This is a genomic window from Rhizobium sp. GCM10022189, assembly GCF_042656325.1.
Classification (GTDB): domain Bacteria; phylum Pseudomonadota; class Alphaproteobacteria; order Rhizobiales; family Rhizobiaceae; genus Rhizobium.
This window is the reverse complement of sequence record NZ_JBHSOR010000013.1, coordinates 96399-120952: the sequence shown is the minus strand read 5'-3', so window position 1 is coordinate 120952 and position 24554 is coordinate 96399. Positions and strand designations below refer to the sequence as shown.

At 62.3% G+C, this 24554-nt stretch carries 30 protein-coding genes; 16 read left to right on the top strand and 14 right to left on the bottom strand.

Going from position 1 to position 24554, the window contains the following annotated elements; all coding sequences use genetic code 11:
• Positions 1-171: 171 nt before the first annotated feature.
• Positions 172-1374: a pyridoxal phosphate-dependent aminotransferase gene (locus tag ACFPWW_RS10380; protein WP_112572591.1), complete on the bottom strand. Its 1203-nt coding sequence runs from the start codon at positions 1372-1374 to the stop codon at positions 172-174.
• A gap of 386 nt (positions 1375-1760) precedes the next feature.
• Between ACFPWW_RS10380 and ACFPWW_RS10375 the strand changes: the two genes are divergently transcribed.
• The 3 genes from ACFPWW_RS10375 to ACFPWW_RS10365 all read left to right on the top strand — a co-directional run bounded on the left by ACFPWW_RS10375 (position 1761) and on the right by ACFPWW_RS10365 (position 3647).
• Positions 1761-2060 carry a hypothetical protein gene (locus ACFPWW_RS10375; protein WP_112572589.1) on the top strand — a complete coding sequence of 100 codons (300 nt, stop codon included), beginning with the start codon at positions 1761-1763 and terminating at the stop codon, positions 2058-2060.
• Positions 2050-2382 (top strand): sortase, encoded by a 333-nt coding sequence (locus ACFPWW_RS10370; RefSeq protein ID WP_377311556.1) that lies wholly within the window; start codon positions 2050-2052, stop codon positions 2380-2382. Before ACFPWW_RS10375 ends, ACFPWW_RS10370 begins: the two co-directional genes overlap by 11 nt.
• 110 nt (positions 2383-2492) lie before the next feature.
• Positions 2493-3647: a PQQ-dependent sugar dehydrogenase gene (locus ACFPWW_RS10365; RefSeq protein ID WP_377311555.1), complete on the top strand. Its 1155-nt coding sequence runs from the start codon at positions 2493-2495 to the stop codon at positions 3645-3647.
• Here the strand turns inward: ACFPWW_RS10365 and ACFPWW_RS10360 are convergent.
• The gene (locus tag ACFPWW_RS10360; protein WP_377311554.1) at positions 3644-4117 is read right to left on the bottom strand and encodes a DUF3052 domain-containing protein; all 474 of its coding nucleotides are present in this window, start codon (positions 4115-4117) and stop codon (positions 3644-3646) included. The genes ACFPWW_RS10365 and ACFPWW_RS10360 overlap by 4 nt on opposite strands.
• On the bottom strand, positions 4057-4620 hold the full coding sequence (locus tag ACFPWW_RS10355) for a DUF1176 domain-containing protein (RefSeq protein ID WP_162703019.1): 564 nt from the start codon (positions 4618-4620) through the stop codon (positions 4057-4059). Before ACFPWW_RS10355 ends, ACFPWW_RS10360 begins: the two co-directional genes overlap by 61 nt.
• A 107-nt stretch (positions 4621-4727) precedes the next feature.
• Between ACFPWW_RS10355 and ACFPWW_RS10350 the strand changes: the two genes are divergently transcribed.
• From ACFPWW_RS10350 to ACFPWW_RS10340, 3 genes are all read left to right on the top strand, one after another.
• A complete protein-coding gene (locus tag ACFPWW_RS10350) occupies positions 4728-5618 on the top strand; it encodes a DMT family transporter (protein WP_112756998.1) in 891 nt (296 codons plus the stop codon).
• A 488-nt stretch (positions 5619-6106) separates the two neighbouring features.
• Positions 6107-6322: a cold-shock protein gene (locus ACFPWW_RS10345; protein WP_007824341.1), complete on the top strand. Its 216-nt coding sequence runs from the start codon at positions 6107-6109 to the stop codon at positions 6320-6322.
• Positions 6323-6464: 142 nt separating this feature from the next.
• Positions 6465-6905, top strand: a complete 441-nt coding sequence (locus tag ACFPWW_RS10340) for a BA14K family protein (protein ID WP_112572578.1) — start codon at positions 6465-6467, stop codon at positions 6903-6905.
• 71 nt (positions 6906-6976) lie between these two features.
• On the opposite strand, the gene ACFPWW_RS10335 is transcribed toward ACFPWW_RS10340, so the two are convergent.
• Entirely contained in the window at positions 6977-7849 is an 873-nt protein-coding gene (locus ACFPWW_RS10335) for an oxidoreductase (protein ID WP_377311553.1), read from the bottom strand.
• A gap of 65 nt (positions 7850-7914) precedes the next feature.
• Here ACFPWW_RS10335 and ACFPWW_RS10330 point away from each other — a divergent pair, with 65 nt between their 5' ends.
• The gene (locus ACFPWW_RS10330) at positions 7915-8328 is read left to right on the top strand and encodes a winged helix-turn-helix transcriptional regulator (RefSeq protein WP_377311552.1); all 414 of its coding nucleotides are present in this window, start codon (positions 7915-7917) and stop codon (positions 8326-8328) included.
• On the opposite strand, the gene ACFPWW_RS10325 is transcribed toward ACFPWW_RS10330, so the two are convergent.
• Genes ACFPWW_RS10325 through ACFPWW_RS10315 form a run of 3 tightly spaced genes read right to left on the bottom strand, consistent with a single transcriptional unit; the run spans position 8325 to position 10866 of the window.
• A complete protein-coding gene (locus tag ACFPWW_RS10325; RefSeq protein WP_377311551.1) occupies positions 8325-9701 on the bottom strand; it encodes an ATP-binding protein in 1377 nt (458 codons plus the stop codon). The genes ACFPWW_RS10330 and ACFPWW_RS10325 overlap by 4 nt on opposite strands.
• Positions 9702-9726: 25 nt before the next feature.
• Entirely contained in the window at positions 9727-10428 is a 702-nt protein-coding gene (locus ACFPWW_RS10320; protein ID WP_112572572.1) for a response regulator, read from the bottom strand.
• A complete protein-coding gene (locus tag ACFPWW_RS10315; RefSeq protein WP_112572595.1) occupies positions 10429-10866 on the bottom strand; it encodes a MarR family winged helix-turn-helix transcriptional regulator in 438 nt (145 codons plus the stop codon).
• Positions 10867-11121: 255 nt separating this feature from the next.
• Between ACFPWW_RS10315 and ACFPWW_RS10310 the strand changes: the two genes are divergently transcribed.
• On the top strand, positions 11122-11637 hold the full coding sequence (locus ACFPWW_RS10310) for a hypothetical protein (protein WP_377311550.1): 516 nt from the start codon (positions 11122-11124) through the stop codon (positions 11635-11637).
• Here the strand turns inward: ACFPWW_RS10310 and ACFPWW_RS10305 are convergent.
• Both ACFPWW_RS10305 and ACFPWW_RS10300 read right to left on the bottom strand, forming a co-directional pair.
• Positions 11618-11884 carry a hypothetical protein gene (locus tag ACFPWW_RS10305; RefSeq protein ID WP_007824354.1) on the bottom strand — a complete coding sequence of 89 codons (267 nt, stop codon included), beginning with the start codon at positions 11882-11884 and terminating at the stop codon, positions 11618-11620. The genes ACFPWW_RS10310 and ACFPWW_RS10305 overlap by 20 nt on opposite strands.
• A gap of 190 nt (positions 11885-12074) precedes the next feature.
• Entirely contained in the window at positions 12075-12692 is a 618-nt protein-coding gene (locus tag ACFPWW_RS10300) for a DUF1236 domain-containing protein (protein ID WP_377311549.1), read from the bottom strand.
• A 277-nt stretch (positions 12693-12969) separates the two neighbouring features.
• On the opposite strand from ACFPWW_RS10300, the gene ACFPWW_RS10295 reads away from it, so the two are divergent.
• On the top strand, positions 12970-13614 hold the full coding sequence (locus ACFPWW_RS10295) for an MBL fold metallo-hydrolase (RefSeq protein ID WP_112572568.1): 645 nt from the start codon (positions 12970-12972) through the stop codon (positions 13612-13614).
• 2 nt (positions 13615-13616) lie between these two features.
• Positions 13617-14186, top strand: coding sequence for a DUF1349 domain-containing protein (locus ACFPWW_RS10290; protein ID WP_377311548.1), 570 nt, complete (start codon positions 13617-13619; stop codon positions 14184-14186).
• Between the two features lie 45 nt (positions 14187-14231).
• On the opposite strand, the gene ACFPWW_RS10285 is transcribed toward ACFPWW_RS10290, so the two are convergent.
• The 4 genes from ACFPWW_RS10285 to ACFPWW_RS10270 all read right to left on the bottom strand — a co-directional run bounded on the left by ACFPWW_RS10285 (position 14232) and on the right by ACFPWW_RS10270 (position 16574).
• On the bottom strand, positions 14232-14573 hold the full coding sequence (locus ACFPWW_RS10285; RefSeq protein WP_112572563.1) for a tRNA-binding protein: 342 nt from the start codon (positions 14571-14573) through the stop codon (positions 14232-14234).
• A 9-nt stretch (positions 14574-14582) separates the two neighbouring features.
• Complete coding sequence (gene proC, locus ACFPWW_RS10280; protein WP_112572561.1) at positions 14583-15410, bottom strand: pyrroline-5-carboxylate reductase; 828 nt, start codon at positions 15408-15410, stop codon at positions 14583-14585.
• Position 15411: 1 nt separating this feature from the next.
• Entirely contained in the window at positions 15412-15912 is a 501-nt protein-coding gene (locus tag ACFPWW_RS10275; RefSeq protein ID WP_112572559.1) for a YbjN domain-containing protein, read from the bottom strand.
• A gap of 401 nt (positions 15913-16313) precedes the next feature.
• The gene (locus ACFPWW_RS10270; protein ID WP_112572557.1) at positions 16314-16574 is read right to left on the bottom strand and encodes an accessory factor UbiK family protein; all 261 of its coding nucleotides are present in this window, start codon (positions 16572-16574) and stop codon (positions 16314-16316) included.
• A 193-nt stretch (positions 16575-16767) separates the two neighbouring features.
• Between ACFPWW_RS10270 and lgt the strand changes: the two genes are divergently transcribed.
• From lgt to ACFPWW_RS10240, 6 genes are all read left to right on the top strand, one after another.
• Positions 16768-17616 carry a prolipoprotein diacylglyceryl transferase gene (gene lgt, locus ACFPWW_RS10265; RefSeq protein WP_112572553.1) on the top strand — a complete coding sequence of 283 codons (849 nt, stop codon included), beginning with the start codon at positions 16768-16770 and terminating at the stop codon, positions 17614-17616.
• 19 nt (positions 17617-17635) lie between these two features.
• On the top strand, positions 17636-18736 hold the full coding sequence (locus ACFPWW_RS10260; protein ID WP_377311547.1) for a class I SAM-dependent methyltransferase: 1101 nt from the start codon (positions 17636-17638) through the stop codon (positions 18734-18736).
• Between the two features lie 107 nt (positions 18737-18843).
• Positions 18844-19638 (top strand): peptidoglycan editing factor PgeF, encoded by a 795-nt coding sequence (pgeF, locus tag ACFPWW_RS10255; RefSeq protein WP_377311546.1) that lies wholly within the window; start codon positions 18844-18846, stop codon positions 19636-19638.
• Positions 19639-19643: 5 nt separating this feature from the next.
• A complete protein-coding gene (locus tag ACFPWW_RS10250; RefSeq protein ID WP_377311545.1) occupies positions 19644-20795 on the top strand; it encodes a M24 family metallopeptidase in 1152 nt (383 codons plus the stop codon).
• A gap of 103 nt (positions 20796-20898) precedes the next feature.
• Positions 20899-21741: a hypothetical protein gene (locus ACFPWW_RS10245; protein ID WP_377311544.1), complete on the top strand. Its 843-nt coding sequence runs from the start codon at positions 20899-20901 to the stop codon at positions 21739-21741.
• A 105-nt stretch (positions 21742-21846) separates the two neighbouring features.
• Complete coding sequence (locus ACFPWW_RS10240; protein ID WP_112572543.1) at positions 21847-22779, top strand: ribose-phosphate pyrophosphokinase; 933 nt, start codon at positions 21847-21849, stop codon at positions 22777-22779.
• Between the two features lie 245 nt (positions 22780-23024).
• Here the strand turns inward: ACFPWW_RS10240 and ACFPWW_RS10235 are convergent, their stop codons facing one another.
• Positions 23025-24518 (bottom strand): hypothetical protein, encoded by a 1494-nt coding sequence (locus ACFPWW_RS10235; protein WP_377311543.1) that lies wholly within the window; start codon positions 24516-24518, stop codon positions 23025-23027.
• Positions 24519-24554: the final 36 nt, after the last annotated feature.

The window sequence follows — 24554 nt, the reverse complement described above, 5'->3', positions numbered from 1 at the left end:
TCCTTCGGAACCAGCTGATCGAGCGTCACCATCTCGAGCGCCGTCTGTTCAGGAGCGGGTTTCTTCAACATGTCCCAATGAATCACAAACCCCTGAACGAAGCCAGGGGTTTGTCAGCAGTCTGAGCCCGCCATCTCTGGCGGGCTTTTCCAATGAAGACGATGTTGCCGGTTATTTGCAGGCGGCGCAGAAGCGCTGGATGCGGCGGCACGCTTCTTCAAGCAGCTCTTCCGAGGTCGCATAGGAAATGCGGAAGTTCGGCCCGAGGCCGAAGGCCGAGCCGTGAACGACGGCAACACCTTCCGATTCCAGGAGCTCGGTGACGAAATCCTCGTCGTTCTCGATGACCTTGCCCGACGGAGCCGTCTTGCCGATCAGGCCCTTGCAGGACGGATAGACGTAGAAGGCGCCTTCCGGAACCGGGCAGGAAATGCCCTTGGCCTGGTTCAGCATGGACACGACGAGATCGCGACGGCCTTCGAAGATCTTCTTGTTCCGGGGGATGAAGTCCTGCGGACCGTTGAGCGCCTCGACGGCGGCCCACTGGGCAATCGAGGTCGTGCCCGAAGTCTGCTGGCCCTGGATCATGTCCATCGCCTTGATGAGCTGGATCGGGCCGGCCGCATAACCGATACGCCAGCCGGTCATGGCATAGGCCTTGGAGACGCCGTTCATCGTCAGCGTGCGGTCATAGAGCGCCGGCTCGACTTCGACCGGGGTGGCGAACTTGAAGTCGCCATAGGTCAGGTGCTCGTACATGTCGTCCGTCAGCACCCAGACATGCGGATGCCTGACGAGCACGTCGGTCAGCGCCTTCAGCTCGTCATGCGTATAGGCAGCGCCCGACGGGTTGGACGGCGAGTTGAACATGAACCACTTGGTCTTCGGCGTGATCGCCTTTTCGAGATCGGCCGCCTGGAGCTTGAAGTTGTTTTCCTGCGTCGTCGCGACGAAGACAGGCGTGCCGCCGCAAAGAGCGACGATCTCGGGATAGGAAACCCAGTAAGGCGTCGGGATGATTACCTCGTCGCCGGCATTCAGCGTCGCCATGAAGGCGTTGAAGAGAATGTGCTTGCCGCCGGTGCCGACGATCGTCTGCTCCCAGGTATAGTCGAGATTGTTCTCGCGCTTGAACTTGGCGGCGATCGCCTTGCGCAACTCCGGAATGCCGGAGATCGGCGTGTACTTCGTTTCGCCGCGGCGGATCGCGTCGATTGCCGCTTCCTTGATATTGTCGGGCGTATCGAAATCCGGCTCGCCGGCGCCAAGGCCGATGACATCGCGTCCCTTGGCTTTCAGCTCGCGCGCTTTCTGAGCGACGGCGATGGTGGCTGAAGGCTTCACGCGGGAAAGGGCATCGGCAAGGAAGGCCATGATATCGGTCCTACAAGGTTGAAACGGGCAGAAGGCCGGGACCGGAGTTCTGCGCTAAGCTCTATGTCCAATGTGTGACATCATTTCAAGCGCAAAGGCGTGATGGCGGCGATGATTCTTATTGATCGATTGCCGCAGCCGCGCCCGGAATCTTGGACCGGGCCTCTGCCCGGCGCAAAACGGCGCCGATCCGGCCTCACGCAGACTTGAATCACTTTCTGAAGTCGCCCCCGTTTTATTCCTTAAAAATCAAGGTTATCGCCTGTTTACCATTTGCCACGAATAAGCCGCAACAAATGCCGTGGCGTGCCGCAATTCGGTCGTGAGAGCGCCGAGATCGAAACGGTATTCTTGCATCATCCGACATTGGTTATTGAGGGCATGCCATGTTTCTGGAAGACGAGCGCGCGGCGGGGCGGCTGCGCACAAGCCGGGTTTCCCTGTCGCTGATGGTGGCGGTCATTGCGTTCGCATGCTGCGCCGTTGCAACCTTCGGCCTCTTTTCGGTCGCCGAGGCCGGGCCGGCCATGGCCTCCGGCTCTTTTCAGTCTTCCTATGCGGATCAGAAGATTACTGACGGCGTGACGGTGCTTTTTGCCGCCTTCGTCGCCGCAAACGGTCTCGCCATCTGGCTGCGCCGCGTCAAGGGCCTCGTCCTTCCGGGAGGCAAGCGCGATGGCCGTTAAGCCCCGGCCTGCCGGCAGGATCCAGGAAGCGGACGCTTTCGAGCCGCTGCCGACCTATATGGAGCTTGCAATGGCCGCGGCGGCGGCCCATGACGCGCCGCCTTCGGCGCCGAGGCCGCGTCTGCCCGGGCTTTCGATCGTCGAGAAACTGGTCGCCGTCGCTATCGTGTGCCTCGCCTTCTACGGCATGGCGCTGATCGGCTGCGGACTTTTCCTGAAAGCCGAGGCGAAGCGCACGGGCTTGATCACCCAGCGGACAATGAGCGCGCAGTTGCAATATGCCGATTTCGATATCCGCGTCCCTCCCCGCGTGATCGACTGACCGGCTCCCGTTCAACCCCGGAACACAAAACCGTTATGGACCGCCAATGGCGGCTGAAGCGCCTCATTGCCCGCGCCACCTTATCCTCGAATCGACGATGGGGGATTGTGATGGACGCCGTTTCGACTTTCCGTTTCACCGCGCTGTTCGCAGGCGCCGCTATTATTGCAGGCCCGGCCCTCGCCCAGACCGGCGATATCGTCAGGACGCAGGAAGTTTCGGTTCGCGTCGAAAAGCTCGCCGAAGGACTGGAGCATCCCTGGGCGGTCGAGGTCCTGCCCGACGGCGCCTATATCGTCACGGAGCGGCCGGGGCGGCTGCGCATCGTCCGCGACGGCAAGGTTTCCGATCCGATCGAAGGCGTGCCGGAAGTCAGCGCCCGCGGCCAGGGCGGCCTGATGGATGTCGCCCTTTCCCCGGATTTCGCCACCAGCCGCAAGCTTTACCTGACCGCTGCAATCGCCAGCGACCGGGGCTCCGGCACCGAGGCTTTCAGCGCCACACTCTCCCCGGACGAGAAGAGCCTCGACAACGTCACGCCCATCTTCACCATGCAGCGCTTTACCCGCGGCAACATCCAGTACGGATCGCGCATCGCAATCGCCCCCGACGGTTCGCTGTTCATCAGCGTCGGCGATCGCGGCAATCGCGACCGCTCGCAGGACTGGAAGGACGACGCCGGCTCAATCGTCCACGTCAACGCCGACGGCAGCATACCCGCCGACAATCCCTTCAGGGACAGCAGCAAGGCCCTGCCGGAAATCTGGTCCAAGGGCCATCGCAACCCGCAGGGCATCACCTTCGACAGCGCCGACGGCAAGCTCTACACGGTCGAGCACGGCGCAAAGGGTGGTGACGAGATCAACAATCCCGAGGCCGGCAAGAATTACGGCTGGCCCGTCATCACCTACGGCCGCGACTATTCCGGCGCCAAGATCGGCGAGGGAACAGCCAAGGAGGGACTGGAACAGCCCCTGCACTATTGGGATCCGTCGATCGCGCCGGGCGCTCTCGTCGTCTATCGCGGCAAGATGTTTCCGGAATGGGACGGCAATTTCATCGTCGCCGCGCTGAAGTTCCAGCTGCTGTCCCGCATGCAGCGGGATTCAAGCGGGGCCTTCACCGCCGAGGAGCGCATGTTCGAAGGCGATTACGGCCGCATCCGCGATGTGATCGTCGCCCCCGATGGCGCCTTGCTGATGGTGACGGACGAGAATGACGGCGAATTGCTTCGGGTCTCCCGCGCCGCCAACCGGGCCGGCTAGAGCCTTTCCTTGCGGATCACGAATTTCAGCCCCGACCATATGTCGTCGATAGCACAGACCTTCACGTCGACGAGGCCGGTCGGCAAGAGGATTTCGCGCAACGCATCCTCCGTGAGGCTGCTGGTTACCTTCGAACTCTTCTTCGGCCAGGATATCCAGACCATGCCGCCCGGCCTGACGGCTTGAAACAGCCGGCCCGCCATCGCCTCGAGCGCCGCACGCTGCGTTTCGAAAACGTGGATGTAGTCGAAGTCTCGCTGAGGAACTGCCGGCAGGGCACGCGCGACCGAAACGAAACCCGCAAACCCGCCGATCTCCCCCAGCCCATCGGGGACATTGACGAGCAGGGCAGCCTGCCCCGGTTTGAGCCCGAGCTTCCGTGCAAGCGGCGTTCCGGAATAGCCCGCCGTCATTGACGCTTCCATGCAAGCGGCCATGTTGCCGGGCCGCCGTCGGCTTTGGCGTCGCATTCTTCCTTGATGCGCACTTCCTCGAGCACGAGCAGATCCGCACTGCCGGGCTCGGCAATATGCCAGGCATAATAACTGCCGCAATCGCCCATGCCGCGCCCCTTCACGAAGGAGGTGAAGAGCCGCTGCGTCGCGTCATAACGGATATTGAAGGCCGTATCGCCGGTCGTCTCCGAAAACTTCAAGGGGAAGACCGTTCGGGAAATCCGGTCGCCGCGACCGCCATAGATCGCAAAGGGCATGTTGTAGGCGCCGGTCTCGCCGCAAGGCACGACGATCAATCTCATCCCGGTCTCGTCGGCCACTTCGAAAGCGTCGCCATAGGCCAGTCGCCGCTCTTCGATGTGGCAGCCGCCATTCTCGGGCTCGACATCCGCCCGCACGACCTCGGGCAGATCGGCAAAGCGTGTAATCGGCCGGACGGTTGGGGAGGCCTCGGCCGATCCGCACCCGAGCCCTGTCAATACCGCAGCCGCCCCGGCCGCAATCAATCGTTCTCTCATCCACATGCTCCGAACCATTTGCGAAAACCTCGTCCTTGCCGAAAAGAAATGCAACTGCTAACCCGCTCAGCATAACTCCCAGGTGCTTTCCTGACATCGAGGCGGAAATGACGCGCATCCAGGCGAACCTTCTTCTGTTGCTTGCTGCCGCCATCTGGGGCGGCGGCTTCGTCGCCCAGTCGACGGCGATGAAGGCGATCGGCCCCTTCTGGTTCATCGGCCTGCGCTTCGCCATCGCCGCGCTCGCCACCCTGCCCTTTACCCTCCTCGAAGCCCGCAAGGCGAAAATCGCCACCAGCCGCCGGCATCTCGGCCTCTACCTGCTGATCGGCCTTGCGCTGTTTGGCGGCGCATCGACACAGCAGCTCGGCCTGCAGACGACGACTGTCACCAATTCCAGCTTCATCACCGGCCTTTACGTGATCTTCGTCCCGCTGATTGCCGTCTTTTTCCTGCGCCGCTCGCCGCACTGGATCATCTGGCCGGGCGCCATCATGGCGGTGTCCGGCATTTACATGCTGTCGGGCGGCCAGCTTTCGGCCCTGACGATCGGCGACCTGCTGACGGTCGTCTGCGCCGTCTTCTGGTCCGTCCAGATCACGCTCGCCGGAACGACGGTCGGCGAAACCGGCCGGCCGCTTGCCCTTTCCACCGCCCAGTTTGCGCTTACGGCGGTCTGCGGGCTCCTCGTTGCCGCCGTTGTCGAACCGATCAGCCTGGAGGATATCCGCGCGGCGGCACCCCAAATCCTTTATGTCGGCATCTTCTCCTCGGGCGTCGCCTTCGTGCTGCAGGTCGTCGCCCAGCGCTACACCACCCCGTCGCAGGCGGCGATCTTCCTCTCCGCCGAAGCGCTGTTCGGCGCAACACTCGCCGCGCTTCTTCTGGGAGAGAGCATGTCGCCTCTCGGCTATGCCGGTTGCGCGCTTATGTTTATCGCTATGCTTGTAGTCGAGCTCGTGCCTGAAATGACCCGCCGCCGCTCACAAATGGCCTGAACACGCGTCCATTTGTGGGGTATTCAGCCTTATCTGAAATTTTTTTTGGGGCTCGGCAAGACGCGCTATCGTTGCATTTTTGGTAAAATCTGCCCGGAACTTATATTGCAGACGATATAAAACGTTAATCATTTGCTCCCAACGAAGGATTTTTTGCGTTTTTGCGAAAACGGGCCATATTTGCGAGTGTGTTCTTAGCAACACGTTAAAAAACTTTTGCTTGCCAAAATCCGTCAAACGCAGCACTCTTCGCGCGTTCGGGCATTTTGCGAGCATGGGAAGTCCTTAAGAATTTGCGAGCCGGAAACGCTAATATTCCGGTCAGCCGGTTCCAAAAATCAGCAGGCGTTAAGTCCTGTCTGGAGCCGGCGGAGGTAGAGGGGACCTTTTTCTCACATTTCAAGATCTGCCTGCCAGCGTCTTCGCAAGAAGACAATAGCGTAATGCTGCCCGTGTGGATGGCGGGCGGAGACAAAAGGACCTGAGGCATGGCCGAGACTGGCACTGTAAAATTCTTCAATACCGACAAGGGCTTCGGCTTTATCAAGCCGGATAAGGGTGGCGCCGATATCTTCGTTCACATTTCCGCCGTTCAGGCTTCCGGCCTGGCCGGTCTGACGGAAAACCAGAAAGTAAGCTTCGACACGGAGCCGGATCGCCGCGGCAAAGGCCCGAAGGCCGTCAATCTGCAGATTTCAGGCTGAAGACTCGCGTAGGCGTGGAATTCGAGTTGAAGCCCGGCAGCCATGCCGGGTTTTGTCGTTCAGTCTTCATTCAGCATGACGCCACTAGCTTCCAAACCATGAAAGGGACCGCTCCCGGTTCCCGGTACTGGGATTTTACGCGATGAACAGGCTTGCAAAGACTATCCTTCTGACGGCAACCGCCGCTGCCCTCACTCTCTCGGCCATCGGCGAAGCGTCCGCACGTGACCGCCACTGGCGCCACGGCCACGACCACGGCAACGACGCGCTGGTCGGCGGTGCAGTCGGCCTTGCCACCGGCCTGATCGTCGGCTCTGCCATCGCCAATGCCAATAACGGCCCTGTCTACGAAGAGCGCCGCTACATCGACCCGCCGGTTTATGAGCCCGAATACGCTCCCCCGCCGGTCTATCGTGCGCGCCCGGTCTATTCCGAGCCTGTCTATGGCCGCCCGGTCGGCGCCATGGAGCCCTGGAGCCCGCAATGGCACCGTTATTGCTCCTACCGCTACCGCACCTTCGATCCGCGGAGCGGCACCTATGTCGGCAATGACGGCCGCGAGCACTTCTGCGTCGCGAGCTGACAGTCTCATAAATTGCTGAAGCACCAAGCGCCGCCCTCGAGCGGCGCTTTTTCATGTGCGGCGGCCGGGTCTCAGCCGGCCTTCTTCTCCCAGGGCATGGGGCCGGCTCTGCCGCCCTCTTCGAAATCGGTCGACTGGCTGACGACGCGCCACGTGCGGTCGGCCTCGATTCGCGCCGCATCCGCCTTTTCCACCGCGGCAACCGCATCGCTGCCGAGCAGCAGTCGCAGCGGCGGCGCGTCGAGCGAAGCAATGTGGAGCACCACGGCGGCGGCCCTGGCGGGATCGCCGGGCTGACGCCCATTGTAGCTGCGCTGGTACTGCGCCATGGCGCCGACCGTTTCGGCATATTCCGGGCGGCCTTCATAGATTGTCGTCGAGGAACCGGCGAAATCGGTGCGGAAGCCGCCGGGCTCGATGACGCTCACCTTGATGCCGAGCGGCCCGACCTCCTTGGCAAGCACTTCGGAAAAGCCCTCGACGCCCCATTTCGCCGCCGCATAGGGCGCGCGGCCGACAGGCCCGATCCTGCCGCCGACGGAGGAGAACTGGATGATATGGCCTGCCCCCTGCCCGCGCATGACCGGGATCGCCGCCTTGGTCATGATGATCGTGCCGAAAAGATTGGTTTCGATCTGCGCCCGGAATTCCGCAAGGCTCGTATCCTCGATCGGGCCGACATTGCCGTAGCCGGCATTGTTGACCAGCACGTCGAGCCGGCCGAACCTGTCGACTGCGGCCTTGACTGCCGCTCCCGCCGCAGCCTCGTCCGTCACGTCGAGCGGCAGCGCCAGAACCTGCGATCCGAACCTCTCGACAAGATCGGCAAGCTGGCCGGGATCGCGCGCCGTCGCAACCAGCTTGTCGCCGGCTTCGAGCACGGCCTTGGCGAGCGCCCGCCCGAGGCCGCGCGAACTTCCTGTAATCAACCAAACCTTCGACATGGGAAACCTCCTTTTCGGTTCCCGATCCATTTAGGATCTATTGTTTCCTTTAGAAAGAAGGTACCTTGGAGATCTATACGCACCTGGAAGTAACTGTAATGAGCAACGACATATTCGATTTTTGCCGCGACCTGAACGACGAGCAGGATGCCCGCGCCCGCCAGATGCTGGAGCGCGCTGCCGCAAAATGGCCGTTGCGGATCCTGCACGTGCTTTCGGAAGCAAACGGGCCGCTGCGCTTTTCAAGAGTGCTGGAGCGGGCGGAAGATATCAGCCAGAAGGTGCTGACGCAGACCTTGCGCACGCTTGAAAACGACGGCCTCGTCATCCGCACGCTCTATCCGCAGGTGCCGCCGCGCGTCGAATACGAGTTGACGCCGCTCGGCCGCGAACTGCTGACGCAGGTCGTCTCGCTCTGGCGCTGGATCGTCGTCCATCTCGATGAATTCGACGCCGCCAAACCGGCGACCAGGGCCTAAGCCGGAATACGCACCGTCGCTCTCAGCCCGCCGAGCGGGCTGTCGCCAAGCGTGATGTTGCCGCCATGGCTGCGCGCGATGTCCCTGACGATCGCCAGCCCGAGGCCAGTGCCCGACGCATCGAGGTTGCGGGCGCTGTCCAGCCGGAAGAACGGCTTGAACACATCCTCCCGGTATTTTTCCGGGATGCCGGGACCATTGTCGTCGAAGACGATGGTCAGCCACTTGGCGCCATGCTTGGCCTCGATATGCAGCGTGTCGGCGTAGCGTCTTGCATTCGAGGCAAGGTTGGTCACAAGCCGCATGAAGGCGTTCGGCCGCACCGAGATATCGTCCTCGCCGTCGATGGAATAGGTCAGCACCTTGCCATGCAGCTCGAAATCGCCTTCGAGCTTTTCGAAGACCTCGCTGAGCTTCAGCTCGCCGACATCTTCTTCCACCTCGCCCTTGGCGAAGGCCATATAGGCCTCCAGCATGGTCTGCATGTCGTTGACGTCCTCGTTGAGGCCGGCAAGGTCGGGATTGTCGCCGGCGAGCGCCAGCTGCAGCTTGAAGCGTGTGAGGATGGTTCTGAGGTCGTGGCTGACACCCGAGAGCATCGCCGTGCGCTGTTCGATCTGCCGTTCGATACGCTCGCGCATGAGGATGAAGGCAAGACCGGCGCGGCGGACCTCATCGGCGCCGCGCGGATAGAAATTGTCGGCCTTCTGCCCCTTGCCGAAGTTTTCCGCCGCCCGCGCCAGATTGAGGATCGGCCGGATCTGGCCGCGCAGGAACAGGATCGAGATTGTGATCAGCACCAGCGATGCGCCGACCATCCAGAGAATGAAGATATGCGTGTTCGACGCATAGGCCTGGCTGCGCTTGGTAATCACCCGCAGGATGCGGTTGTCGAGCTTGATGCGGATCTCGATGAGATTGGAATTGCCGACCGTATCGATCCAGAACGGCCGGCGGATCTCGTCGGTGATTTCGTCGCTCAGGATGCCGTCGAGGATCGAGAAGAACGGCTTGACGCGCGGCGGCGGCAGGTCTCCGTCCGGCTCGACCGAAATCTGCAGGTTGAGCTGGTCGCGGGCAATGCGGGTAATTTCGCTATAGTCCGCATCCTGCGGATAGGTGTTGATGACCTCGATGATGGCGGCGATGTCGCGGGTCACGCCGAGCGACAGACGCTCCGTGACCATCTGCCAGTGACGTTCCATGAACACGGCGGCGACGACCGACTGCAGAAGCACCATCGGAATGATGATGATGAGCAGCGAACGCGTATAAAGGCCGGTCGGCAATCGCCGGCGCAGCCAGCGCACCAGGGAGCGCCAGCCGGGTGCAGGAGAGCGGTCTTCCCGCCGCAAGCTGTCGAATGTCACCATTTGCGCCGGTCCCGCACCTGTCGTTTCAGTCGATGCTCAGCCTGTAGCCGATACCGCGCACCGTCTGCAGCCAGACCGGGTTGGCAGGATCGTCCTCGATCTTGCGTCGCAGGCGGTTGATCTGCACGTCGATGGTACGCTCGCCGACTTCGGCATCGTCTCCGATCAGCTCGTGGCGCGGGATCGTATCGCCGGCGCGGCGCGCGAAAAGCAGCATGATTTCCTGCTCGCGATCCGTCAGGCGAATTATTTCGGCCGCCTTCTTCAGCTCCTTGCGCGTCAGCGAGAACGTGTAGGGGCCGAACATGATCTGCTCGATCTTCGGCGTATCGCCGCTGCTGTTGCGCCGCAGGATATTGTTGACGCGCAGCACGAGTTCGCGTGGATCGAAAGGCTTGGAGAGATAGTCGTCGGCCCCGGCCTCGAGACCGGCGATGCGGTTGTCGGATTCGGCAAGCGCCGTCAGCATGATGATCGGCACGTTTTTCACGGCTCTCAGCCCGCGCGTCACGTCGATACCGGATTCGCCCGGCATCATCACGTCCATGATGATGAGGTCGAAATCGAGCCCTGCCAATTTGCGCTGCGCCTCCGCCCCGTCGGAGGCAACGGTCACGCGAAAGCCGTTTTCCGTCAGGTAGCGGTTCAGCAGTGCGCGGATACGCGTATCGTCGTCGACGACGAGAAGATGCGCCGCATCATCGGAAATGCCTGTTTTCACCGCCATTCAATCCGCCTTCTGTCTGTCTCTCATGCCTCGGAGGAATGCCTTTACGCCCTCTCGCGCCTGAGGGGTAGCTCCCTCGAATGCCCGTTCAATACGGCGCGATTGCGGCTCGGCTAGCGCCAGCGCCAGCTCCCTGCCCGATTTGGTGGGATAGAGCTTGCGCTGCCGGCGATCCTCCGGGCCGGCCACCTGCCGAATATAGCCTGAATCGATCAATTGTTTCAGCACTCTTGCAAGGCTTTGCTTGGTGATCTTCAGCGTGTCGAGCAGGTCGGCGACGGTCATGCCGGGATTGCGGTTGACGAAGTGCACGACGCGATGATGCGCGCGCCCAAAGCCGCTCTTTTCCAGAATGGCGTCGGGATCGGAGACGAAATCTCGATAAGCGAAGAAGAACAGCTCGATGATCTCGAAATCGATGATCCCGGCATCCTCCATCGGCGTGGCCAGCGGCTCAGGCTTGCCTGCTTTCGAGCTCATCTGTCGTGGCACCCGGCATTTCCTTTCTCTTGGCGCGAGCCTTGCGAAGCCCCGCGGACCTTATGGGCTTCAATAACCTGTTCTCATGCGCCGTCAGCTTCCCCCGGACATTGCGCAAGCCCGCACGGGCCGTCCCTTCCCCGGAAACTAAGGCCCGTCCGGCAAATCTCCAACGCACGCGCAATTTCCCCTGGCGTCAGTGGATAGAACGTAATGGGGACAACAATCAACAGACATGGTGCAACCGCGCCTGGGCCGCCAAGACTGGCTTCGATTTTCGAAAGGCTTGACCTGCGGCCGCTCCTTGTGGCGCAACGGCGAGAGGATGGGCGCTTCTCCCGGGCAAACCGCGTTCACGCGGCTGAAATTACGGGATACGCTGCGGCGAAGATGCTCGATCATCGCGGCCAGGTGTCGGGGCAAATGGCGTCGATCTCCTCTTCGCCCCAATATCGCCTTGTCGGGGGTGGCGCCGTTCACGCGCCGATCCCGCATTGCTTCCTGACCGGTTCGGCCGCGGTATTCATTCCCGTATCCGAAACCGGTCCGTATCGCCTCACGCCGGCGACAATCTCCGAAACGCCGGGAAACGAACGAAGGATGGAAATCTCATCGGCCGCGGTGATCGCCGCCGATCAAACCATCCGTCAGTCATGCCGGCCCGAAACATGCGTCTGCCGGGCCGTTTCGTCGCCCAGCGTCCGGGCCTTCAGCGTGCCTTGGCCATGACCAGGCCGGCAACCGTCGAAAGGATGCCGCCGCCGATCAGCCCGCCGATACCATCGGCGATCAGTCCGGTCATTGCCGCTTCCCCGCCAACCATGCTGAGCAGCATGCCGCCGCCAATGCCGCCGATGGCGCCTGCAATCGTGCGCGCAACGACATTGATCGCCTGCTGTTTCAGTGCCGCGCTGGCGACATTGCCGCCGACGGCCCCAGCAACCAGTTGTGTGATGAGCGGAAGTAGCGCTTCCATGTTTTTCTCCTCTGGCGATCTCCCCGATCGCCGACTCATGCCATCACCGGATGGCATGTTAGTATATTATCATATTTGCGAGGAGAAGTAGAGGATTCTGGCAACCCATGCGAGCGCTCGGCGGATCGTCGCGGAAAGGGCAAAGGCGGCCGGACGGCCGCCTTTGCCCTGGCTTTATTGCCCCCTGGCTTTATTGATAGACGTAGACGATGCGGCGCGTGCCCGGATCGACCAGCACCGGCCGGTCGTTGATGCGGACATAGCGATACTCGTAATCCGGAACCTCCTGGAAGGTCACGTCGGCGGGCACTTCGGCACCGACCACCACGTCGCCGCCAAGCTGCACGGCCTGCCCCGGCGTGCTGTCGATATAGGTGCGGACCTCTTCCGGCGGCGTGATCGCCTCGACCGAGCCGACCGGGCCGATCAGTTCGTCGTCGGGTGCGGGCATCGGCTCTGCCGGCAGAACGCCGGAGGTCGTCTCGTAGGTCACGACAGGCACGCCGAGATCGGCGCGATGCTGTTCCACGATGACGGGCGAGCCGCCCTGATCGACCTGCAGATATTCGGCATAGACCCAGCCGCGCACGCCGTTCACATCGACGCGGCACCAGCGGCTGCCTTCGATGCAGCCGTCAAGCACGGCGGTCGAGCCGCGCGTGGCAAGGCCGACGGAAGGATATTGCGGGCCGGGACCGGAGCGAATGTTCAGGTCGTTGATGGAGGTCGCCACCATCTCCGCCTGAGCAAGGCCTGCACTCGCAGCCAGAAAGGCACCGGCCAGCAGAAGGTTTCTCTTCAGGGTCATTGTAAGGTCTCCTGTTGCGATGGGCTGACAACGCACGGGCCACGCGCTTGTTCCGCCGCAAAAGCCACGGCTGAACGATGGCGCAAAGAAGGCGGCGACAAGCATCTGAAATCGCTACGAAATCCCTCCACGGCCAGCGCCACGCCGCGATCCGGAAGCCGATAACTTCCTGTTTCAGCCTGTCGTCTGCGCGTGAACCGGCCGAAAATTCCGGCTGCCTTCGGCCGCGTTTGCGCCTATAGAGACAGGCAATCGAAAGACGTAAAACGAGGCATTCATGGGCATGCTCCAGGCCGGCATCATTCCGGTGACACCCTTCCAGCAGAACTGCACCATCCTCTTCGATCCCGATACGAAGGAGGGCGTGGTGGTCGATCCCGGCGGCGACGTGTCGGTGATTGCAGGCGTGATCGAGGAGAACGGCTTCAAGATCAAGGAAATCTGGCTGACCCACGGCCATCTCGATCACGCGGGCGGCGCGAAGGAGCTCAAGGAAAAGCTCGGTGTCGATATCGTCGGCCCGCATGAGGACGACCTGCCGCTTCTGCAGCGCATCGAAACCCAGGCCGAGAAATATGGCGTGCCGGGCCTGCAGAACGTCACGCCCGACCGCTGGCTGAAGGATGGCGACAAAGTCTCCTTCGGCTCGCACGAATTCGAGGTCTACCACACGCCGGGCCATGCGCCGGGCCACGTCATCTATGTCAACCGCGCCCAGAAATTCGCCCATCTCGGCGACGTGCTCTTCAACGGTTCGATCGGCCGCACCGACCTTCCCGGCGGCAACCATCGCCAGCTTCTCGATTCCATCCGCGACAAGGTCCTGCCGCTCGGCGACGATGTCGGCTTCATCTGCGGCCACGGACCGGGCAGCCGCATCGGCGACGAGCGTCGCGAAAATCCTTTCCTGCGGGAGATCTGAGCATGAGGCACATGAGCTGGCTGAACCCGCCGCCCTTCTTTGAAGAGCGCGACGGCGCGCTCCATGTCCGCTCCGGTGACAGGACCGATTTCTGGCAGGGCACCTATTACGGCTTCCACCGCGACGACGGCCATTTCCTTCACGAAAGCCGCAGGGGCGACTTCACCGCCGAAGTCACCTTCTCGGGCAATTATGAAGCGCTCTACGACCAGGCCGGCCTGATGATCCGCGCCGATGAGGAACACTGGATGAAATGCGGCATCGAATATACCGATGGCGCCAGGCATTTCAGCACCGTCGTCACCAACGGCAATTCCGACTGGTCGGCTTTCCGGATCGGCCATGATTTCGACGCCATTTCGGTTCGCGCCACCCGCAACGGCGACGCGCTCTTCATCCAGTACAGCACGGATACGATGGACGAATGGCGCATGGCCCGCCTCGCCTGGTTCGATCCCGCCTTTGAAGAGGTGCTGGTCGGCCCCGTCTTCTGCTCGCCGCAACGCGCCGGCTTCGAAGCCGTCTTCCACGATTTCCTGCTGAGCGATCCGCTCTCGCGCGACATCCACTGAGGCCAAGCCCGTGGCCCGCGCCGACGATTGCCCGGCCTGAGCGGCCTACATCAGTTTCTGGCCGTTCGGCAGCGGCCGCTCGACTGCTGCAAGCACGATATCGCCCTTCTCGTCGGCAAAACCGAGCGTCAGCACTTCGGACCGGAACGGTCCGATCTGGCGCGGCGGAAAATTGACGACGGCAAGCACCTGCCGTCCGACGAGCCGTTCCGGCGAATAATGGACCGTGATCTGCGCCGAGGATTTCTTGACGCCGATCTCGGGGCCGAAATCGATCACGAGTTTGATCGCGGGCTTGCGCGCTTCCGGAAAGGGATTTGCCTCGATGACGGTGCCGACACGGATATCGACGCGCTCGAAATCGGCAAAGGTAATCTCTTCAGCCATGATCGTCTCTCAGCTGGCGAGTTCTTCAGCGCGCTTGCGGGCCGCCGCGAGCGCCTTGTCGAACAGCGGCTGCATGGCGTCTTCAGCCATCAATACGGAAAGTGCCGCCGCCGTCGTTCCGCCCGGCGAGGTCACGTTCTGGCGCAGGCGCTGAGCGTCGTCGGGGGACTGGTGCAGCAGCTCACCAGCCCCCGCGACAGTTTCCCGCGCAAGACGCATGGCAAGGTCCGCCTGCAGGCCAAGCTTACGGCCCGCTTCTGCCATACACTCGACGAGATAGAACACATAAGCCGGCCCGCTGCCCGAAAGCGCCGTCACGGAATCGATATCGGCTTCGGCAGGCACCCATTCCACAGGGCCGGAGACGCGAAGAAGGGCATTGACGCCATCGCGCTGTTCGGCGCTCACACGCGCATTGGCAAAGGCGCCGGTCACGCCGCGCCCGACCATGGCGGGCGTGTTCGGCATCGCACGCACCATGGCCGCTTCGCCGAGATGTTTTTCGAGGAAGGCCAGCGTCTTGCCGGCTGCGACCGAAACGACGACCGTCTGCGGCCCGACGGCACCCCTGACCGTGGGCAGCACGGCTTCCATGACCTGCGGCTTCACCGCCAGGAACAGGACCCCGGCCTTGAGATTGGCCGGAGCGGACGTGACATGTGTGGCGCCGGCATCGGCAATGGTCGACATCATCGCCGGCGACGGGCCGGGATCGACCACGACGACGGCAGAACCCGGAACTCCGCTCTTCAGCCAGCCGGAGAGCATGGCGCCCCCCATATTGCCGGCACCGACGAGAACGACCGGATTGGCGGCGGAAAAGATGGTTGCAGGCATGTCAGGCCTCGCCAACTGTTTCGAAAAGAACGGCCTCCATCGCCTTGCTGGCCTCCATTCCGGACCAGACGACGAACTGGAACGCCTGATAATAGGCCTCGCAGGTATCGAGTGCACTCGAAAGCAGCACCTCGACCTGGCGGTTTGTCGGCTCGGCGCCGCCGGCCAGCAGCAGCGACTGGCGGAAGATGACGACATCTTCCTGGCGCCACAGGTCGAAATGGCCCATCAGCACCTGTCCGTTGATCGCCGAGAGCAGCTTCACCACCTCGTTGACCCTGATATCGGGAACCTTGATGTCGAAGGCGCAGCCGAGATGCAGCGCTTCGAATTCCTCCATCCAGGAGAAGGAGACGTGATAGTCGGCCCAGCGTCCTTCGACCGTCATCGCGATCTCGTCTTCGCCGGACCGCTCGAATGCCCAGTCATTGCTAGACGCCACGTACTCGATCATGTCGACCGGGTTCGACTGGCGTTCGACTTCCAATTCCATAAGGCTCATGCAGCACCTTCTTGACCGGAATGAATGCGGCCCAACTTCGTGAAAAACACAAAACAAGACACACGCAACACCGGAAACCACCACCTGGGATGATCGCTGAACCGCTGCCAGACTAACGCAGTGAACCTGCCCGGAGCTTACCAATTCGCTTCGAATCATCATTTAAAATCAGTGTATAATGACCCTCGCGGCCTGCCAGCCCCTCTCACGGAAATTTGGCCGGGCCGGTTGTGGAAAGCACTTAGGGAATCAGATTCAGCGGGGGAGGTAAAAGACTCTGCCCATTGGCTTTTTTGGCAGTGTCCACAGGTGGAAAATCGCACCTGATTTTTTTATCGAAGATGCGGCATGTAACATATGGGCCACGCCGCACCTTATACAGCAACTTCTTTCGACGGAGGCTACTTGCCCTTGGCGGCGAGCTTGGCTTCGAGCGCGGCGATGCGGGCGGCCAGCGCCTCGTTTTCGTCACGCGCCTTGATGGCCATTTCGCGCACGGCTTCGAACTCCTCGCGCTTGACGACGTCCATGCTGTTCAGCCAGCGTTCGGCATGAGCGTTGAAGGCCGTTTCGATCTCCTTGCGCACGCCCTGCGCAGCACCCGCAGCATCGGTCATCAGCTTGGCGAATTCATCCATGATGCGGTTCGTTCCGGTCGTCATGGCGTATTTCTCCCTTCGCACGACGTGAATGTCAGGCCTTTCGGCCACTGAAAATGGAGGTAGGGCTTCGCCGTTAAGGATGCAAGCGCTTTGCACGGGATAAGCCCCGGCGCACGGGTCCGTGACGAACAATGCACTTGACCCCCGCAGATCGCGGAGCCATGTTCCGCGCATCTCAACGGGTGGGAAAACCTTGCCGATAGCCGCTGATCTTCTTGCTATAATGCCTTTCCCTAATATCGATCCGATCGCTTTTTCGATCGGCCCGCTGGCGATTCACTGGTACGGCCTGGCCTATGTCGCCGGCATCCTCCTTGGCTGGGCCTACGCCCGCCGCATCGCCGCAAACGATACCCTCTGGCCGAACGATACGTCGCCCATATCGCGGCCCCAGCTCGACGACTTCATCGTCTGGGCCGCCCTCGGCATCGTTCTTGGCGGCCGTATCGGCTATATCCTCTTTTACGATCTCGGCGCCATTATCGAAGACCCGATCCGCGCCGTGCAGATCTGGAACGGCGGCATGTCCTTCCATGGCGGCCTGGCCGGCACGACGATCGCCATGATCCTCTTTGCCCGCCGCAACAGCATCCCGATCTGGAGCCTGTTCGATATCGTCGCCACGGTCGTGCCCTGCGGCCTGTTCTTCGGCCGCATCGCCAATTTCATCAACGGCGAACTCTGGGGCCGGCTGACGGATGTGCCCTGGGCGGTCGTCTTCCCGACCGGCGGCCCCTTCGCACGCCATCCGAGCCAGCTTTACGAAGCGGGCCTCGAAGGCATCGTCCTGCTTCTCGTCCTTGCCGCGCTCGTCTACGGCGTCAAGGCGCTGAAGAGCCCCGGCCTCATTTCCGGCGTCTTCGTCTGCGGCTATGCGCTGTCGCGCATCTTCGTCGAATTCTTCCGCGAGCCGGATGCGCAGCTCGGCTATCTGCTCGGCACCGGCTGGCTGACGATGGGCATGGTTCTGTCCTTCCCGATGATCCTGCTCGGCCTCTGGGCGATCTTCCGCGCCCGCCAGGCAGCTGCCCTGCAGCATTGAAACGACCGGGACGACCGCAATGACCACCGCTTTGGGCGAAAAGATCAAAACGATCATCCAGGCCAACGGGCCGATCAGCGTCACCGACTATTTCTCGCTTTGCCTTGCCGATCCCGAACACGGTTACTACCGCACCCGCGAGCCCTTCGGCCGTTCCGGCGATTTCGTCACAGCGCCTGAGGTCAGCCAGCTTTTCGGCGAAATGATCGGCGTTTTCGTCGTCCACGCCTGGCAGCGCCACGCGACGCCCGCCGGCGTTCGCCTCATCGAGATCGGCCCCGGCCGCGGCACGATGATGGCCGACATGCTGCGGGTGATTTCGCGCATCGCACCGCCGCTCTTCGACAACATGAGCGTCCATCTCGTCGAAACCAGCGAGCGCCTGCGCGATGTCCAGAGCCAGACGCTCGAACCGTATGACGGCAAGATCAGCTGGCACGGCGGCTTCGACGAGGTCCCGCCCGGCTTCACGCTGATCGTCGCCAACGAACTCTTCGACGCGATCCCGATCCGCCAGTTCGTGCGCACGCAGACCGGGTTCCGCGAGCGCATGGTCGGCTTGGATGCAGACGGCGAACTGACCTTTGCGGCCGGCGTTGCCGGCATCGATCCGGCGCTGCTGCCGGAGCCCGCTCAAAGCGTGCCGCTCGGCACCCTGTTTGAGATTTCGCCCGCGCGTCAGGCCGTCATGAGCGCCATCTGCGAAAGGCTGCGCGCCTTCAGCGGTACCGCACTTACGATAGACTACGGGCACCTCGTCACCGGTTTCGGCGACACGCTGCAGGCCGTGCGCATGCACGAGTTCGATCCGCCGCTCGCCCATCCCGGCGAGGCGGACCTGACGAGCCATGTCGATTTCCAGCAGCTTGCGGAAACGGCGGCTTCCGCCGACGTCCACATCAACGGCGCATTGCACCAGGGCGACTTCCTGACCGGCCTCGGCATTCTCGAGCGCGCCGCAGCCCTCGGCCGCGACCGCGAGCCGCGCACGCAACAGATCATCCAGGGCGCCGTCGACCGGCTCGCCGGTGCGGGCGAAGGCCGCATGGGCGAGCTCTTCAAGGTGCTCGCCGTCTCCCATCCGCCGATCGACCTGATGCCGTTCCGCCCGGTGGATTGACAGCCAGCCTTACGCTCGCCAACATCGGCCGCAAAATGACAATGCTTCGCCGGGCGAGAACCGGCGAAGACGACGTCGATCCCTCTCCAAAAGACCCGGAATATCACATGACAGATGCGGCCTCCCCGGCACCGATCGAAAGCGCGCTGCTGAACGAAGCGGCCGGCGGGACGATCCGCCATGGCTATTTCACCCGCGCCGGCGGCGTCTCCGAAGGCATCTATCGCGGCCTCAATGTCGGCCTCGGCTCGCATGACGAGCGCGGCAATGTCGAAGAAAACCGCCGGCGCGTCGCCGCCTGGTTCGATCTGCCGGTCGAGCGGCTGGCGACCGTCCATCAAGTCCACTCCCCCGATGTCGTCACCATCGGCAGGCACTATAACGGCGACAGGCCGCAGGCCGACGCCATGGTCACGGCAACCCCCGGCATCGCGCTTGGCGTGCTGGCGGCCGATTGCGGCCCGATCCTCTTTGCCGACCCGCAAAACCGCGTCATCGGCGCCGCCCACGCCGGTTGGAAGGGCGCGCTGACCGGCGTGCTCGAAAACACCATCGACGCCATGGTGGCCCTTGGCGCCGACAGGAACAATATCGTCGCCTGCCTTGGCCCCTCGATCAGCCAGGCGAATTATGAGGTCGGCCCGGAATTCGTCGAACGTTTCCTTGCCCACGACCCGGCCTACGAACGCTACTTCATCCCCTCGCCGTCGGCAGGCCACGCCATGTTCGACCTGCAGGGACTGACCGTCCGGCGGCTGAAAGACGCCGGGGTGCACGCCGAAAGTCTCGGCATTTGCACCTATCCCGACAGCGAGCGCTTTTTTTCCTATCGCCGGACCACACATAAAAAGGAGCCGGATTACGGCCGCCAGATTTCGGCGATCAGCATCAGGGAGACGTAGGCAGCATGGCACTTCATTTCGAACGGGCTGAATTCGCAAGCCGGCTGACCCGCCTGACCGACAAGATGAAGGAAGAAAAGCTCGACGCGCTGCTGCTTTTTGCGCAGGAGAGCATGTACTGGCTGACCGGCTACGATACGTTCGGCTATTGCTTCTTCCAGACCCTGGTGGTCAAGGCCGACGGCACCATGGCGCTGATTACCCGCTCGGCCGACCTGCGTCAGGCGCGGCACACATCGGTCATCGAGGACATCCATGTCTGGGTCGATCGCGTCAATGCCGATCCGACGATGGACCTCAAGAACCTGCTCGTCGAAATGGACCTGCTCGGCGCCCGCATCGGCGTCGAATACGACACGCATGGCATGACGGGCCGCGTCGCCCGGCTGCTCGACGCGCAACTGACGACCTTCGGCCAGCTCATCGATGCCTCCTACCTCGTCAGCCGCCTGCGCCTCGTCAAGAGCCCGACCGAAATCGCCTATGTCGAACGTGCCGCCGTTCTGGCGGACGACGCGCTGGACGCAGCGGTCCGCCTGACCGGCCCCGGCGCCGACGAAGCCGAAATCCTCGCCGCCATGCAGGGCGCGATCTTCACCGGCGGCGGCGACTATCCGGCCAACGAGTTCATCATCGGCTCGGGCGCGGACGCCCTGCTCTGCCGCTACAAGGCCGGCCGCCGCAAGCTTGACGCCAACGACCAGCTGACGCTCGAATGGGCCGGCGCTTACGCGCATTATCATGCCGCCATGATGCGCACGATCGTCGTCGGCGAGCCGACGCATCGCCACCGCGAACTCTACAATGCCTGCCTGGAAACGATCCAGGCGATCGAGACCGTGCTGAAGCCCGGCCACACTTTCGGCGACGTCTTCGACATGCACGCCAGGATCATGGACGAGCGCGGCCTCGCCCGCCATCGCCTGAATGCCTGCGGCTATTCGCTCGGCGCCCGCTTCTCGCCCTCCTGGATGGAGCACCAGATGTTCCATGCCGGCAATCCGCAGCCGATCGAGCCCGGCATGTCGCTCTTCGTGCACATGATCATCGCCGATTCCGACACGGGCACGGCCATGACCCTCGGCCAGACCTATCTGACGACCGGTGAAGCCCCGCGCGCGCTTTCGCGGCACTCCCTGGACTTCATCGGCGCCTAGGGCGCTGACATCACTGGCAAGAATCCGGAATTGACAGACGGGTCCCCCCACCCGCATAAATTCGCACGGGGCTGATGCGAATGTGGGAAGGACGAACCGAGGGATGACGCGAGTTGCGACTGCGCCCACGCTCCTGATCTGCCTTGCCTTGCTTTCTGCCTGCAACACGACCGACGCGTTGACGCTCACGCCGCCCATGGAGATCGGCGATTCTTCCGTCAATCGTTCGTCTGCCCCGGTCACGCAGAGCGAAGCCGAACGCATGGCCGGAGAACCGCAGCAGACATTCCCGGCAGCCCCTCGCCGCAACGGCTATACGCCGGCCTTTAGCGAACAGGGTTCCCCGACCCAGCCCAACTATTCGGCACAGGCCTACCGGCCCGGCACCGGCGCCCCGCCGACGACGATGCAGGCTCAGGCCGATGCAATCGCCCGCGACGGCTCTTCACCCGCCGCTTCCGGGCCGATCGAAGGCCAGGCCCTGCCCCCGCCCTCCGCCGCCGGACAGCCGACGGCGCCGCAGCAGCAGACGCAGACGGCGGCCCTCGATCCTTCCGTCTCTTCCTCGACCTCGGCACGCGGCAACACGGTGCGGTTCCTGCCGATCATCGGCGCGCCGGTCCAGGCCGTCACCCCGCTGTCGCGCCAGCTTGGCACGGAAGCCCGCGCGCATGGCCTGGCGATCAAGAGCTCGAACGACACCAGCAGCGACTATATCCTCAAAGGCTACCTCTCCGCTTTTGGCGACGCGGGGAAAGTCACCGTGGTCTATGTCTGGGACGTGCTTGACAATGCCGGCGCCCGGCTGCACCGCATTCAGGGACAGGAAAGCGTGCCGACGGCCGCCGCCGATCCCTGGGCCGGCGTGCCCGCCTCGGTCATGCAGCAGATCGCCTCCAAGACGATCAGCGAGTTCACATCCTGGCGGCAGAGCCAGGGCGGTTAGTCACAAGCTTTTTATAAATATAAAAGTATGTGACGCCTTAGCCCTTGCATTCACCGGGAAGCTGGCTAAAAAGCGCGGCTATCAGCGCATAACAGGCGGACCAAGATGAAGGTTTTCGCAGGCAATTCGAACCGGCAACTCGCCGAAGCGATCTGCAACTATCTCAATGTTCCCTTAGGGAAAGCCAGTGTCCGAAGGTTTGCCGACCAGGAAATCTTCGTCGAAATCCAGGAAAACGTGCGCGGCGAGGACGTCTTTCTCGTACAGCCGACCTCCTTTCCTGCCAACGACCATCTGATGGAACTGCTGATCATGATCGACGCCATGCGTCGCTCGTCGGCCCGCCGCATCACGGCCGTGCTCCCCTATTTCGGCTATGCCCGCCAGGATCGCCGCGCCTCCGGCCGCACGCCGATCTCCGCCAAGCTGGTCGCGAACCTGATCACCGAAGCCGGCGCCGACCGCGTCATGACGCTCGATCTCCACGCCGGCCAGATTCAGGGCTTCTTCGACATACCCACGGACAACCTGTTCGCCCTGCCCGTTCTGACGCGCGACATCAAGAGCCACTACGACCTCAGCAACGTCATGGTCGTCTCGCCCGACGTCGGCGGCGTGGTGCGCGCCCGCGCGCTTGCCAAACGGCTGGACTGTCTTCTGGCCATCGTCGACAAGCGTCGCGATCGGCCGGGTGAATCCGAAGTCATGAACATCATCGGCGACGTCACCGGCAAGGATTGCCTGCTGATCGACGATATCGTCGATTCCGGCGGCACGCTCTGCAACGCGGCCGACGCGATGCTGGCCAAGGGCGCGTCCAGCGTGACCGCCTACATCACCCACGGCGTTCTTTCCGGCGGCGCCGTCACCCGCGTCACCTCCTCCAAGCTGCGCGAACTCGTCATCACGGATTCGATCCAGCCGACCACGGCCGTCCTTTCGGCCCACAACATCCGCGTCGTGACGACCGCCCCGCTGATTGGCGAAGCCATCAGCCGCACGGCCCAGGAAGAATCGGTCTCGAGCCTCTTCGACTAAAAAGGAGCCGGCATTCGACCGGCGCTTTTTGATTTTTGAGCAGCCGTTCGCTGCCGTTTGTTGCTGATCCGCACTGTACTGCCCCGCCAGCGGTTGGCTATTGACGGTCACAGCGCCATCTTCGTTCAAAACGATAGCCCGTTCCAACCCGCCGTCTAAACGGCTGGTCTTGGCAAAACCCTTGATGCGGGATGAAAAAAGCCGGCACGAAGCCGGCTTTCACTGCAGCTTGCAATTCCGGGTGTTTATTGCGGCTGAGCCTGCCCCTGATCCGGTTCTGCGGCATCCGGCCCCTTGATCTGCTGGCCGTTGATCGCCACCGACCCGTCGCCGGCAACGCTGATATCCCAACGCGAGCGGCCATCCGGATCGGTCTTGGCAAAGCCCTTGGCCATCATCATGCCGAAGGAGACCTGCTGGAGGTTCGGATCGCTCTTGGCAAGCTCCTGGATGGCGGCGATCGACTTGTCGAGATCGCGCGCCAGGACCGAAGCTTGGAGCGAATAGTCCTTCTGCGTATCGACGCGACCCTGCAGCCTCCCGGTGACGTCGATATCGTAGACATCCGAGACCGCGGTAAACTTCGGCAAGTCGACGACGAGAATGCCGTCATGGAAAAGCTTTTCGGCCGCCTGCTTGCCGCTTTCCTCCGAATTGCTGCCGGCCGAGAAATCGATCTTCATGAACTCGTCGCTGAAAGCGGCAAAATCCATGTCGGGCACGGCGATCTGCATATCGATGCTCTTCGGCAGGAAGGCGTGGTAGCTCGCCGGCACGACAGGGCTATCGAGCGTCACCTCTGCGGCGTTCATGCCGAAGGCAAACCGGACGGTGTCGCTCGGCCCGGCGATCGAGAAATTATAGCCGAAGGCCTTAGCGCCACCGTTACCCGCGGCAGTACCGACCGTCAGGTTGTTGGCGGTGATCGATTCATTGAGCGAGGAAAATAGCGGGAAGGATGCCTTGAGCACCGATTTCAGCTTTTCGCCATCCTCCTTGCTCAGTTCCTTCTCGTCCATATGCTCCAGGATGAAGAATACGATATCGCGGATTTCCTTCGCCGGCAGGCTGGCGACATCGGCGTTGACGTCTATCGAATCCGCCTTGATGTTGACCGGTGGCATCGACGGGTTGGTGACCGTCTCCGACAGCGCGGAAAGCGAGCCATTGGTCTTGAAATCGAGACGACCGTTGCCACTGGCGCTGTCGGTCGAATCGAGCCGATAGTCCATGCCCGCAAACGTCATGTCGACCTGGTCCGTATCGGACTTTGACGTGAGACGGATGTCGGTGGCCTTGAAATTGCCGGAGCGGAGATAAGCGATCGCAGGATCGAAAACGCCGTCATAGACCATCGAGGCTATCGAATAGGTAAAATCCGTGGCCTTGTCATCCGGTCCCTTCAAGCTGCCGGAAATATTGAAGCTGTTATTGCTTTCGAGGTTCCACAGACCGCTGTCGAGCGGCGTGGCAAAAACCGACCATGGGGTCAGGCCGTTCACCACGACCTTGGTCGTGTCGATCTTGCTGAGCAGCTTGGCAAGGTCATATATGATCTCGTAGCGGCTACCTGCCGGGTTGACGGTTACGAAACCGCTCTTTGCAAATTCGTCCGGCAACACGTTCGTCAGGTCGTCGCGAAGCTTGTTCGCCCCATCCTGATTGATCTCCGCCCCCTGCGCTGCCCCGAACAGCGATAGGGCGACAAGGCTCGTCGTCGTGACAAGTTTGAGACGCATCCGTACTCTCCTCAGCCGCTTTTGATGCGGCCATAG